This window comes from Roseomonas sp. 18066 (assembly GCF_902706185.1).
In the GTDB taxonomy this organism is placed as follows: Bacteria; Pseudomonadota; Alphaproteobacteria; order Acetobacterales; family Acetobacteraceae; genus Pseudoroseomonas.
Window position 1 is genome coordinate 12,448 of sequence record NZ_CACSJM010000029.1, and the last position, 12,608, is coordinate 25,055.

A 12,608-nucleotide genomic window follows, 5' to 3' on the forward strand; every position below is an offset into this window, starting at 1 on the left:
GAATGCGCTCCCGTCAATGGGTCAAATGGCGATTTCACACTCTGTTTCAAGCATTTCCCGGGAAGGCGGCAAGAAGATCGGCCTTCTTGTTCAGAAGGGCTTCACGATCACCATGATGACGATCAGCACCATCAGCACCGTCGGCACCTCGTTCATCGCCCGCCAGTAGCGTTCGCTGTGCCGGCGCTGGTCGGCCAGCAGCGCCTTGCGGGCCGCGGCCAGGTGCATGTGGAAGCCGCTCATGAGGATGACGGCGGTGAATTTCAGGTGCCACCAGCCGGCCGACCAGTCGACCACGCCGGGGGTGGCCACCAGGGTCAGGCCCAGGACCCAGGTGGCGATCATCGCCGGGTTCATGATGCCGCGCAGCAGCCGGCGCTCCATCACCTTGAACAGCTCGCTGCGGTCGGAGCCGATGGGCGCGGGCGTGTGATAGACATAGAGCCGCGGCAGGTAGAACAGCCCGGCCATCCAGGCGATCACCGCGACCAGGTGCAGCGCCTTGGTCCAGGGGTACCAGCCGGCCAGCGCGTCCATCAGGCGACGCCCAGCAGGCCAGGCAGCTCGTCCATGTGGCGGAAGGGCTCGGCGCCCTGGGCGCGCAGCAGGGCCTCCGGCATCTCCCAGACGAGCGCCAGCACGCGGCAGCCGGCGGCGCGGCCCGCGCGGATGCCGGGCAGGCTGTCCTCGACCACCACGCAATCCGCCGGCGCCGCGCCGCAGGCGGCGGCGGCGGCCTCATAGATGTCCGGATAGGGCTTCGGCCGGTCGACATCCTCGAAGGAGAAGACACGGCCCTGGAAGAGCTCGGCGACGCCCAGCTTCGCCAGCTTGGCGGCAAGCTCCGCCCGCGACGAGTTGGAGGCGCAGGCCAGCGGGATGCCGGCGGCCGCCAGCCTGCGCAGCGCGTCCAGCGCGCCGGGCACCGGCACCACCTCCTCCGCCATGCGGCGGGTCAGGGCGCGGCCGATCTCGGCGGGCCAGCTGTCCGGCACCCGGCCGAAGCGCTGCTCGATCACCGCCACCATGTCCGGCACCGCGCGGCCGAGGAAGACATCCTGGCAGAGCGCCGGCGTCACCGCGAAGCCGCGGCCGGCCAGGTCGTCGGCCACCACCTGGGCGGCCAGCGCCTCGCTGTCGGCGAGCACGCCGTCGCAATCGAAGAGGATGGCGCGGGGACGGGTCTCGGGCATGGCGGCGGCCTTCTGCAGGGGGTGCGGGGCGCGCCCGGAATGCCACGCTTCGCCCGGAAAAGCAGCCCCGCCCGCCGCCGCGCCCCTGCCCTGCGCCGCCAGCGCGCGGGTCTTTCCTTGTTCTTGGGCCCGGCTTTCCCTAGTTGATGGGGCTGAATGGCCGCGGCATGCCCGTGGAACGACCAGCGATGTGAGAAGAGCCCGGTGATGAACGATCAGAGCAAGCCCCCCGAAACCGAGGCCGGCCAGGCCGCGCCGGAGCAGGCGGCCGACGCCCAGGCGCGCATCGCCGAGCTGGAGGCGGAGCTGTCGCAGCTGCGCGATCGCTGGCTGCGCTCGGAGGCGGAGATGCAGAACCTGCGCAACCGCACCAAGCGCGACGTCGAGGATGCCCGCAACTACGCGGTGCAGAAATTCGCCCGCGACGTGGTCGAGGGCGCCGACAACCTGCGCCGCGGCCTGGACGCCCTGCCCCCCGCGCAGGAGGGCGAGGCCGAGCTGCTCACCAAGCTGCGCGGCGGCTTCGAGGGCGTCGAGCGCGCCTTCATCGGCATCCTGGAGCGCAATGGCGTGACCCGGCAGGAAGCCGCCGGCAAGCCCTTCGACCCGGAGCTGCACCAGGCCATGGCGCAGCAGCCGCCGCCGGAGGGCGTGGCCGCCGGCACCGTGCTGCAGGCCTGGACCCCCGCCTGGCTGCTGAACGGCCGCCTGCTGAAGCCCGCCATGGTCGTCGTGGCCGGCGAGGGTGTCTCCGAGACCGCCTGAGCCTGTCGTGACCGGCTTCACCCTTCGTCCCGTGGCGCCGGCCGAGCAGCCGGCGCTGCTGGCGCTGAACAACCGGCATGACGGCCCGGTCAACGCGCTGACGCCCGAGGCCTTTGCTGGCCTTTGCGCCGATGCCTTCCTGGCCATCGGCGCCTGGGATGCGGATGGCGCGCTGCTCGGGCTGATGGTGGCGCTGGGCGACGCGGGGCCGGTGCACGGCCCCAACCACGGCTGGATCCGCGCCCACCACCCCGAGGCCGTCTATATCGACCGCATCGTGGTCGAGCCGGCGGCGCAGGGGCAGGGCCTCGGCCGGGCGCTCTACGGGGCGCTGGCCGCGGCGGCGCTGGACCAGGGGAAAACCGCGCTGGGCTGCGAGGTCAATCTCGACCCGCCCAACCCGGAGAGCCTGGCCTTCCACGCCCGGCTCGGCTTCGCCCCCGCCGGCGAGGCCCGCGACCCGCGCAACGGCAAGCTGGTGCGCTACCTGCTGGCCGATGCGGCGCCGCTGGCCGCGCTGAATACTGCACATTTTTTGCGCAGCCCTGCGAAGCGCTCTTGTCCGGCGGCGCCGCGCTGAATACATCGCTGGACATCGCCGCCCGGGCAGCACTGATCCGCCCGGACGGCTCCCCAGATCACGCCTGATGAGCACGGGGATGAGCGTGGCGCCAAGAACGGGCCACCCCCATCCGCCAAGAGGAGAACATCGGATGAGCAAGGTTATCGGCATCGACCTCGGCACCACCAACAGCTGCGTCGCCATCATGGAAGGCGGCGACGTGAAGGTGCTGGAGAACGCCGAGGGCGCGCGCACGACGCCGTCCATGGTCGCCTTCGCCAAGAACGGCGAGCGGCTGGTGGGCCAGGCCGCGAAGCGCCAGGCGGTCACCAACCCGACCGACACGCTGTATGCGGTGAAGCGCCTGATCGGCCGCCGCTTCGACGACGCGATGGTCAAGAAGGAAGCGGGCCTGGCCCCCTTCAAGATCGTCCGCGCCGACAATGGCGATGCCTGGGTCGAGGCCGGCGGCTCCAAGCAGGCGCCGCAGCAGATCAGCGCCAATGTGCTGACCAAGATGAAGGAGACCGCCGAGGCCTATCTCGGCGAGAAGGTGACCCAGGCGGTCATCACCGTCCCCGCCTATTTCAACGACAGCCAGCGCCAGGCGACCAAGGAGGCGGGCGCCATCGCCGGCCTCGAGGTGCTGCGCATCATCAACGAGCCGACGGCCGCGGCGCTCGCCTATGGCATGGAGAAGAAGGCCACCGGCACCATCGCGGTCTATGACCTCGGCGGCGGCACCTTCGACGTTTCCGTGCTCGAGATCGGCGATGGCGTCTTCGAGGTGAAGTCGACCAACGGCGACACCTTCCTCGGCGGCGAGGATTTCGACCAGCGCATCATCGACTACCTGGCGGATGAGTTCAAAAAGGAGAACGGCATCGACCTGCGCGGCGACAAGCTCGCCCTGCAGCGGCTGAAGGAAGCGGCCGAGAAGGCCAAGATCGAGCTGTCGAGCGCCAAGCAGACCGAGATCAACCTGCCCTTCATCACCGCCGATGCCTCCGGCCCGAAGCACCTGGTGCTGCAGGTCAGCCGCGCCAAGCTGGAAAGCCTGGTCGATGACCTGGTGCAGCGCACGCTCGAGCCCTGCCGCCTGGCGCTGAAGGATGCCGGCCTGACCGCCGGCGAGATCGACGAGGTGATCCTGGTCGGCGGCATGACCCGCATGCCCAAGGTCGTCGAGGCGGTGAAGCAGTTCTTCGGCAAGGAGCCGGCCCGCAACGTCAACCCGGACGAGGTGGTCGCCATCGGCGCCGCCATCCAGGGCGGCGTGCTGAAGGGCGAGGTCAAGGATGTCCTGCTGCTCGACGTGACGCCGCTGTCGCTCGGCATCGAGACCCTGGGCGGCGTCTTCACCCGGCTGATCGACCGCAACACGACGATCCCGACCAAGAAGAGCCAGACCTTCTCCACCGCCGACGACAACCAGACCGCGGTCACCATCAAGGTGTTCCAGGGCGAGCGCGAGATGGCGGCGGACAACAAGCTGCTGGGCAATTTCGACCTGCAGGGCATCACCGCGGCGCCCCGCGGCGTGCCGCAGATCGAGGTCTCCTTCGACATCGATGCCAATGGCATCGTCTCCGTCAGCGCCAAGGACAAGGCGACCGGCAAGGAGCAGCAGATCAAGATCCAGGCCAAGTCCGGCCTGTCGGATGCCGATATCGACCGCATGGTGCGCGACGCCGAGGCCAATGCCGAGGCCGACAAGAAGCGCCGCGAGGGGGTCGAGTCGCGCAACCAGCTCGAGGCCCTGATCCACGGCACCGAGAAGACGCTGAAGGAGAATGGCGACAAGGTCGGCGAGGCCGAGAAGGCCGAGGCCGAGGCCGCCCTCGAAGCCGCCCGCGGCGCCCGCGAGGGTGACGACGTCGAGGCCGTCAAGGCCGCGACCGAGCGCCTGGGCGCCGCGTCCATGAAGCTGGGCGAGGCGGTCTACAAGGCGGCCTCCGCCGCCGAGGCCGCGGCCGGTGCCACCGCCGAGGCCCCCGGCGCCGAGACCAAGCCGGGCGAGAAGGTGGTCGACGCCGAGTTCGAGGATGTCGACCCGGCCAAGAAGAAGCCGAGCTGACGCGGCTGCTGCCGCGCTGAACCCTGCGTCCGGTCCCTTGCGGGGCCGGACGCATCGTCGTTCCGGAAGCTTGGGGGACAGGCCACGCCATGGCCAAGAAGGACTACTACGAGACCCTGGGCGTCGCCCGGGGGGCGAGCGACGATGAGCTGAAGAAGGCCTATCGCAAGCTCGCCATGAAGCTGCACCCGGATCGCAACCCGGGCGACAAGGCTGCCGAGGCCTCCTTCAAGGAGTGCAGCGAGGCCTATGAGGTGCTCAAGGACCCCGAGAAGCGTGCTGCCTACGACCGCTATGGCCATGCGGCCTTCGAGGGCGGCGGCGGCGGTGCCGGCGGCGGCTTCGGCGGCGGCAGCCCCTTCGGCGCCGGCGGCTTCGAGGACATTTTTGCGGAGATGTTCGGCCAGTTCGGCGGGGGGCGCCGCGGTGGTGGCGCTGCCGCCGGGCGGGGCGCCGATCTGCGCCAGCAGGCCGAGATCTCGCTGGAGGAAGCCTTCGCCGGCACCCGCCAGACCGTCCGCGTGCAGAGCAGCATCCAGTGCGATGCCTGCGACGGCACCGGCGCGGAAGGCAAGGCGGCCTCGGCGCAGTCGACCTGCACCACCTGCGGCGGCGCCGGCAAGGTGCGCGCGCAGCAGGGCTTCTTCCTGATCGAGCGCGCCTGCCCGACCTGCGGCGGCTCCGGCCGCGTCATCAAGAACCCCTGCAAGGTCTGCCAGGGCGCCGGCCGCGTGCAGCGCGAGCGCACGCTCAACGTCACCATCCCCCCCGGGGTCGAGGACGGCACCCGCATCCGCCTGTCGGGTGAGGGCGAGGCCGGGCTGCGCGGCGCGCCGGCGGGCGACCTCTATGTCGATATCGCCGTCCGCCCGCACCAGCTGTTCCAGCGGGATGGCGCGAATATCTTCGTCCGCGTGCCGCTGCGCATGACCCAGGCGGCGCTGGGCGGCGCGGTCGAGGTGCCGACCATCGATGGCGGGCGCTCGCGAGTCACCATCCCGGCCGGCACCCAGACCGGCGACCAGTTCCGGCTGCGGGGAAAAGGCTTCTCCGTCCTGCGCTCCTCGGCGCGCGGCGACATGTATGTCCAGGTCGCGGTCGAGACGCCGCAGAACATGACCGCCCGCCAGCGCGAGCTGCTCGAGCAGTTCGAGAGCGAAGGCGGCCAGCACGGCCATGCCAGCCCCGAAAGCGAAGGCTTCTTCGCCAAGGTGAAGGAATTCTGGGACGGGCTGGGGCGGTAGCCCGCTTCGGGGGAAGGCAGCGCCTTCCCCCACCGCGGCCGGATCGGACAGGACGGAAAAATGCGCTCGACATGGACGGGGAAGCGCTACGCGCTGGCCCTGCTGCTGCTCTGGCTCGTGGTGATCGGCGGCCGCTACCTGCTGGCCCATCACGAGGCCATGCTCGAGTACCGGCTGATCTGCGTCGAGAATCTCGGCGGCGCCGAGGTGCTGCCCGCCTTCAAGGCGCTGGTCTGCGCCGACGGCTTCACCACCAGGCGCATCCTGGGCACCGTGCTGTTCTGGGCCTTCCACAGCGGCATGGCCGTCGCCATGATCGGCGCCCTGATCTGGTTCGCGGTGATCCGCCCGCGCATCTACCCGCCGCAGCCCATCCCCCAGCCCGGCCAAGAGGACTGACCCCGCCATGAGCCTGCGCATCGGCATCCTTGGCCAGTCCGGCCGCATGGGTCAGCTGCTGGCCGAGGAGATCGTCGCCGCCGGCGCGACGCTGGCGGGCGGCATCGGCCGCGACGGCGACGCGCAGGCGCTCTTCGCCGCCAGCGACGTGGTCATCGACTTCACCCATGCGACGACCGCCGAGCGCCATGCGGCCCTGGCGGCGGCGGCCGGCAAGCCGCTGATCCTCGGCACCTCCGGCCTGTCGCTGGCGCAGGAGGACGAGGTGGCCGTGGCTGCGAAGTCGATCCCCGTGGTCTATGCGGCGAGCTTCGCCCCCGGCGTCAGCCTGCTCTTCGCGCTGGCTGAGCGGATGGGCGCGGCCCTGCCGCCGGAGCAGTACGACGCCGAGATCGTCGAGATGCACCACCGGCAGAAGGTCGACGCCCCCTCCGGCACCGCCATCGGCCTGGGCCGGGCGGTGGCCCGCGGCCGCGGCAAGACGCTGGAGGAGGTCGGCCTGGAGAGCGGCCGCGACGGCCATACCGGCCCCCGCGCCACCGGCCCGATCGGCTTCGCCGCGCTGCGTGGCGGCCAGGTCGTCGGCGAGCACACGCTGCTGTTCACCGCGGGCTCCGAGCAGATCACCGTCAGCCACCGCTCCTTCGACCGCCGCGTCTATGCGACCGGCGCGGTGCGCGCCGCGCACTGGGCGATGCACCAGCCGCCCGGCCTCTATGACATGAAGCATGTCATCGGCATGGGGTGACCGGAGGGGCCGCGGCCCTTCCCGTTACTCTTAGGTTAAACCTGCCGCGCGCCCGCCCCGCCCCCTGCGCCCGACGCAGGCCTGATGGGCCCTGCGGCCCTGCCCCGCATGGCATGGTCACTTGACCCCCTGCCTCGCGCTTGCGAAACAGCCCGGCCGCGCTCGCGCGGCCCGTGGCCTGTCTGGCCGCGGGGATGATGCGCCGCAACGTCGGCGTCAGGATAGCCAGGCCGGGGCCGCCGGTCGCCGCCGCGACAAGAGGACGAATAGTGCCATGCGCGACAAGGGCGAATATCTGTTCACGTCGGAGTCCGTCTCCGAAGGCCACCCCGACAAGGTTGCCGACCGCATCAGCGACACCGTGCTGGACGCCTTCCTGGAAGCCGATCCCTATGCGCGCGTGGCCTGCGAGACGCTGGTCACCACCAACCGCATCATCCTGGCCGGCGAGACCCGCGGCCCGGCCAGCGTCACCCCTGAGCTGCTGATGCACCTGGCCCGCATGGCGGTGCAGGACATCGGCTACGACCAGGAAGGCTTCTCCTGGAAGAATGCCGAGATCGCCTGCCACCTGCATGCGCAGTCCGCGCATATCGCCCAGGGCGTCGACGCCTCGGGCGACAAGGACGAAGGCGCCGGCGACCAGGGCATCATGTTCGGCTACGCCTGCACCGAGACGCCCGATCTCATGCCGGCGCCGCTCTACTACGCCCACCTGATCCTGCGCCGCATCGCCGAGCGCCGCCGCACCAACGACAAGTCGGTCCGCGGCCTGCTGCCGGATGCGAAGTCGCAGGTCACCCTGCGCTATGTCGACGGCAAGCCGGTCGGCGTCGCCTCGGTCGTGGTCTCGACCCAGCACGAGGAAGGCCTGACCCAGGCCCAGGTCCGCGAGCTGGTCCGCCCGATCGTCGTCAGCAGCCTGCCCGAAGGCTGGACGGTGCCGGAAGACGAGCTCTACGTGAACCCGACCGGCACCTTCGTCATCGGCGGCCCCGATGGCGATTGCGGCCTGACCGGGCGCAAGATCATCGTCGACACCTATGGCGGCGCGGCGCCGCATGGCGGCGGCGCCTTCTCCGGCAAGGACCCGACCAAGGTCGACCGCTCGGCCGCCTATGCCGCGCGCTACGTCGCCAAGAACGTCGTGGCCGCCGGCCTTGCCGACAAGTGCACCATCCAGGTCTCCTACGCCATCGGCGTGGCCAAGCCGCTGTCGGTCTATTTCGACCTGCACGGCACCGGCCACGACGTCGACGAGGTGAAGCTGGCCAAGGTCGTCAACGACATGGTCAACCTCTCCCCGCGCGGCATCCGCGAGCACCTGCACCTGAACCGCGCCATCTACGCGCCGACCTCGGCCTATGGCCATTTCGGCCGCACGCCGGACGCGGAGAAGGGCACCTTCACCTGGGAACGGACCGACCTGGCCGCCGATCTGAAGCGCGCCTTCGGCCGCTGATCCCGACTCGTGAGAGGGGCCCTGCCCCTCTCACGCTCTCCCCGCCAGGAACCTGGTGAAACCTGCAGGTTTCACCCTGGCCCTCCCCATCATGGGGAGGCATGAAGCAGCCCCCCATGACCGACACCAACAATCCGCCCGTTCCCGACCGGCTCTATGGGCGCCGGCGCGGCCACCCGCTGCGCCAGCGGCAGCAGCTGCTGCTCGACCAGACGGTGCCGCGGCTGGGCTTCGACCCCGCCGATCCGCTGGCGGGATTCCCTGTCAGGCCGCAGGAGCTCTGGCTCGAGGTCGGCTTCGGCGGCGGCGAGCATGCCCTCGCCCAGATCGAGGCGCATCCCCAGGCCGGGCTGATCGCGGCCGAGGTCTTCGAGAACGGCATCTGCTCGCTGCTGACCCGCATCGTGCCGGAAGGCGAGGAAGCCAGCTCGACCCTGCCGCCGAACCTGCGGCTCTGGACCCAGGATGCCCGCCGCCTGCTGCGCGACCTGCCCGAGGCCAGCCTGTCGCGGATGTTCCTGATGTTCCCCGACCCCTGGCCGAAGCTGCGCCATGCCAAGCGCCGCTTCGTCCATCCCAGCATCATCGCCGTGCTGGGCCGCGCCATCCGCCCGGGCGGCGAATGGCGCATCGCGACCGACGACCCGACCTACCAGGCCTGGGTCACCGAGGTGATGGCGGCGCAGGACGTCTTCGAGCGCGTCTCCCTCGACCACAGCCGCCCCGAGGGCTGGCCGCCGACCCGCTACGAGGCCAAGGCGCTGCGCGAGGGCCGCCACCCGATGTACTGGATCTGGCGGCGGAAATAGCCGCCCGGCAGGCTGCAAGCGGCGGGCTGCAAGCTGCGGGCTGCGGGCCAGGGGCCCGCGGCGACTCGCCCGGCCCCGGCCGATTCGGGGTCCGGCGCGGCGGCCGGCGGCGGCGGCCGCCAGACGGAGGCCCTGCCCCCGCCGGCAGCCTCACGACATAAAATGGCTTGCCGGCGACATCCCCCGGAAAACAGGTTGCTATCGCAACATCCTGCCGAGCGGAACCTGTGCCGTTATGCGGAGGGCGCACGACAAACGGCCAAGTCAGCGCGTGATGCATGCGACACAGGCGAGAAATGTCATGCTGCGCTGCGCAGATCCCCATTGACCGCCGGGCCCACCTCACGACACCGTGCGCGCCGATGGTCGAAACTTTCCGCCCTCTCCCGCCGCAGGAAGCGGGCCGCCGTGGCGCCGAGGCGCTGGCGGCGGAGCGTGGCGGCAGCCTGGCCTGGTGCGGCCCGGCCGCGGTCGCGCTGGCCGGCGGCACCAGCTACGCCATGGCCTGCGCCCTGCTGCGCGGCGTCGCCCCCCAGCGCTACGCCCCGGAGGGGGACATCGTCACCGCCTATTGGCGCGACGTGGTGCAGGCGCTGGCCGAGCTCGGCGTCGGGGCGGAACGGCTGCCGCTGGTGGCGCCCCGCCCGACGCTGCTGGGCCTGGTGCGCCGCGGCGGCCTGCCGCCCGGCCTGTACCTGGTCCGTGTCACCGGGCATTTCCTGCTGCTGCGGCTGCACGGCTTCGGCCTGGCCGAGGTGCATGACAACCGCCTGTCCGGCGCCATGTTGACGGCGCGCAGCCATGGCCGCTGCCGGGTCACGCATCTCGCCCGGCTGGCGGAAGCCGCGCCCCCCGACTGAGCCGTCCTGCGGGATTTCGCAGCAACCCGCGGCTTTTCTTGTCTTCGGCACGGGGGCGGACTATATGGGGCGACAACACATCTTCGCTGCATAGCCAGGGGGGTGGCCTTAACGGGCCGCCTTTTTTGTATTTGGAAGACGATCTCCCACTCAACGAGGGCCTCGAGGCCCGCATCACCGCCGCCATTGCGCCGACGCTGGCGGGCATGGGTTATGAGATCGTGCGTGTCCAGATCCAGGGCAAGCAGACTCCCACCGTGCAGATCATGGCCGACCGGGCCGATGGCAGCCTGATCGGCGTCGGCGATTGCGAGGCGATCAGCCACGCCGTCGGCGCCGTGCTGGACGTGGACGACCCCTTCACCGGCGAATGGCACCTCGAGGTGTCGTCGGCCGGGATCGACCGTCCGCTGACCCGCATCAAGGACTGGAACCGCTTCGCCGGCCATGTCGGCATCGCCGAGATGTCGATCCCCTTCGACGGCCGGCGCCGCTTCCGTGGCGTGCTGCTCGGCGCCGATGCCGAGACCGCGCGGCTGAAGCTCGAGGACGGCACCGAGGTCGCCCTGCCGCGCGCCGATATCCGCCGCGCCAAGCTGGTGCTGACCGACGAATTGATCGCCGCGACCGCGGCGTCCGCGAAGTCTGGCGGGGAGGACGACATCTCGGATGACGACGCCCCGGAGGATGACGCCACGCCCTACGCCAAGAGGAACTGAGCATCATGGCCGCAGACGTTGCCATTGCCCGCCCGGAGCTGTTGCAGGTCGCCGAGGCGGTGGCGCGCGAGAAGATGATCGAGCGCGACGAGGTGCTCGAGGCGATGGAGCAGGCCATCCAGAAGGCCGGCCGCGCCAAGTACGGGCATGAGAAGGACATCCGCGCCGTCATCGACCGCCGCACCGGCGAGGTGAAGCTGTCGCGCTGGACCGAGGTGGTCGAGGCCGAGCCGGTCGAGAACGAGGCGACGCAGATCCCGGTCCGCATCGCCCAGAAGATCCGCGCCGGCATCGCCGTCGGCGAGTTCATCGTCGACCCGCTGCCGCCGATCGACTTCGGCCGCATCGCCGCCCAGACCGCCAAGCAGGTGATCGTGCAGCGGGTGCGCGAGGTCGAGCGCTCGAAGCAGTTCAACGAGTACAAGGACCGCGTCGGCGAGATCATCAACGGTGTCGTCAAGCGCACCGAGTACGGCAACCTGATGGTCGATCTGGGCCGCGCCGAGGCGCTGCTGCGCCGCGACGAGACCATCCCGCGCGAGGCGTTCCGCAATGGCGACCGGGTCCGCGCCTATATCTACGACGTGCGCGAAGAGCCCCGCGGCCCGCAGATCTTCCTCAGCCGCACCCATCCCGGCTTCCTCGCCAAGCTGTTCGCGCAGGAAGTTCCTGAGATTTACGACGGCATTATTGAAATTAAGGCCGTCGCCCGTGATCCCGGCAGCCGCGCCAAGATGGCCGTGATCAGCCGCGACTCCAGCATCGACCCGGTCGGCGCCTGCGTCGGCATGCGCGGCAGCCGCGTCCAGGCCGTCGTTGCCGAGCTGCAGGGCGAGAAGATCGACATCATCCCCTGGTCTTCCGACAACCCCACCTTCGTGGTGAACGCCCTGGCCCCGGCCGAGGTGTCCAAGGTGGTGATGGACGACGACAGCAAGCGGGTTGAAGTCGTGGTCCCCGATGACCAGCTGTCGCTGGCGATCGGGCGCCGCGGCCAGAATGTCCGCCTCGCCTCCCAGCTGACCCGCTGGGACATCGACATCCTGACCGAGGCCGAGGCTTCCGAGCGTCGCCAGGAAGAGTTCCGCAAGCGCACCGGCCTGTTCGTCGAGGCGCTGGACGTGGATGACGTCATCGCCGGCCTGCTGGTCAGCGAGGATTTCAGCACCGTCGAGGAGCTGATCGAGGTCGAGGATGACGACCTGGCCGGCATCGAGGGCTTCGACGAGAATGTCGCGGCCGAGCTGAAGCGCCGGGCCCAGGCCTTCCTGGACCGTCGCGACCAGGAGCTCGACGAGAAGCGCCAGGCGCTGGGCGTCGAGGATGCGGTGGCCGAGGCCGGTGGCTTCAGCCCCGCCATGCTGGTGACGCTGGGCGAGAAGGGCGTGAAGACGCTCGACGACCTGGGCGACCTGGCCGCCGACGAGCTGATCGAGATCCTCGGCACCGAGGCGGTGGACGAGGACACGGCCAACGCCATCATCATGGCCGCCCGCGAGCATTGGTTCGAGGGCGAGGAAGGCGCGGCCGCCAAGGCGGCGGCGCCGGCCGGGGATGACGCCGTCGACGAGACGGTGGACGAGGCTGCGGCCGAGGACGACTCGGCGGTCGAAGAAGCGGCGGTCGAGGATGCGGCGGCCGAGGACGAGGCCGTCGACGACGAGACGGCCGAAGATGCGGTCGAGGGCGAGGCCGAAGGCGACGACACCACGCCGCGCCAGGCCCCCTGACGGCACGGCCCTGCCGCAAGGCGGGGCCGGCCAGCGGCCG

Annotated in this window: 13 protein-coding genes; 11 read left to right on the top strand and 2 right to left on the bottom strand. The window is 70.6% G+C overall.

The window, feature by feature from the left end:
- Positions 1-90 precede the first annotated feature (90 nt).
- Together hemJ and GVN67_RS08345 are read right to left on the bottom strand one after the other, a co-directional pair.
- Positions 91-537 carry a protoporphyrinogen oxidase HemJ gene (hemJ, locus tag GVN67_RS08340; RefSeq protein WP_159994720.1) on the bottom strand — a complete coding sequence of 149 codons (447 nt, stop codon included), beginning with the start codon at positions 535-537 and terminating at the stop codon, positions 91-93.
- The gene (locus GVN67_RS08345) at positions 537-1,193 is read right to left on the bottom strand and encodes an HAD family phosphatase (protein WP_159994722.1); all 657 of its coding nucleotides are present in this window, start codon (positions 1,191-1,193) and stop codon (positions 537-539) included. Before GVN67_RS08345 ends, hemJ begins: the two co-directional genes overlap by 1 nt.
- A gap of 207 nt (positions 1,194-1,400) precedes the next feature.
- Between GVN67_RS08345 and GVN67_RS08350 the strand changes: the two genes are divergently transcribed.
- The 11 genes from GVN67_RS08350 (at position 1,401) to nusA (ending at position 12,568) form a co-directional block, all read left to right on the top strand.
- Positions 1,401-1,958 (top strand): nucleotide exchange factor GrpE, encoded by a 558-nt coding sequence (locus GVN67_RS08350; RefSeq protein ID WP_235035172.1) that lies wholly within the window; start codon positions 1,401-1,403, stop codon positions 1,956-1,958.
- Positions 1,959-1,965: 7 nt separating this feature from the next.
- Positions 1,966-2,538 carry a GNAT family N-acetyltransferase gene (locus tag GVN67_RS08355; RefSeq protein WP_159994726.1) on the top strand — a complete coding sequence of 191 codons (573 nt, stop codon included), beginning with the start codon at positions 1,966-1,968 and terminating at the stop codon, positions 2,536-2,538.
- Between the two features lie 133 nt (positions 2,539-2,671).
- Positions 2,672-4,597 (top strand): molecular chaperone DnaK, encoded by a 1,926-nt coding sequence (gene dnaK / locus GVN67_RS08360; RefSeq protein WP_159994728.1) that lies wholly within the window; start codon positions 2,672-2,674, stop codon positions 4,595-4,597.
- Positions 4,598-4,686: 89 nt separating this feature from the next.
- Positions 4,687-5,841, top strand: coding sequence for a molecular chaperone DnaJ (gene dnaJ / locus GVN67_RS08365; protein ID WP_159994730.1), 1,155 nt, complete (start codon positions 4,687-4,689; stop codon positions 5,839-5,841).
- A gap of 60 nt (positions 5,842-5,901) precedes the next feature.
- On the top strand, positions 5,902-6,240 hold the full coding sequence (locus tag GVN67_RS08370) for a hypothetical protein (protein WP_159994732.1): 339 nt from the start codon (positions 5,902-5,904) through the stop codon (positions 6,238-6,240).
- 7 nt (positions 6,241-6,247) lie between these two features.
- Positions 6,248-6,988: a 4-hydroxy-tetrahydrodipicolinate reductase gene (dapB, locus tag GVN67_RS08375; protein ID WP_159994734.1), complete on the top strand. Its 741-nt coding sequence runs from the start codon at positions 6,248-6,250 to the stop codon at positions 6,986-6,988.
- A gap of 274 nt (positions 6,989-7,262) precedes the next feature.
- Positions 7,263-8,450, top strand: a complete 1,188-nt coding sequence (gene metK, locus GVN67_RS08380) for a methionine adenosyltransferase (protein ID WP_159994735.1) — start codon at positions 7,263-7,265, stop codon at positions 8,448-8,450.
- A 116-nt stretch (positions 8,451-8,566) separates the two neighbouring features.
- The gene (locus tag GVN67_RS08385) at positions 8,567-9,259 is read left to right on the top strand and encodes a tRNA (guanosine(46)-N(7))-methyltransferase TrmB (protein ID WP_235035177.1); all 693 of its coding nucleotides are present in this window, start codon (positions 8,567-8,569) and stop codon (positions 9,257-9,259) included.
- A gap of 362 nt (positions 9,260-9,621) precedes the next feature.
- Positions 9,622-10,119, top strand: coding sequence for a hypothetical protein (locus tag GVN67_RS08390; protein WP_159994739.1), 498 nt, complete (start codon positions 9,622-9,624; stop codon positions 10,117-10,119).
- 131 nt (positions 10,120-10,250) lie between these two features.
- Positions 10,251-10,838 carry a ribosome maturation factor RimP gene (rimP, locus tag GVN67_RS08395; RefSeq protein ID WP_159994741.1) on the top strand — a complete coding sequence of 196 codons (588 nt, stop codon included), beginning with the start codon at positions 10,251-10,253 and terminating at the stop codon, positions 10,836-10,838.
- Positions 10,839-10,843: 5 nt separating this feature from the next.
- Complete coding sequence (nusA, locus tag GVN67_RS08400; protein WP_159994743.1) at positions 10,844-12,568, top strand: transcription termination factor NusA; 1,725 nt, start codon at positions 10,844-10,846, stop codon at positions 12,566-12,568.
- Positions 12,569-12,608: the final 40 nt, after the last annotated feature.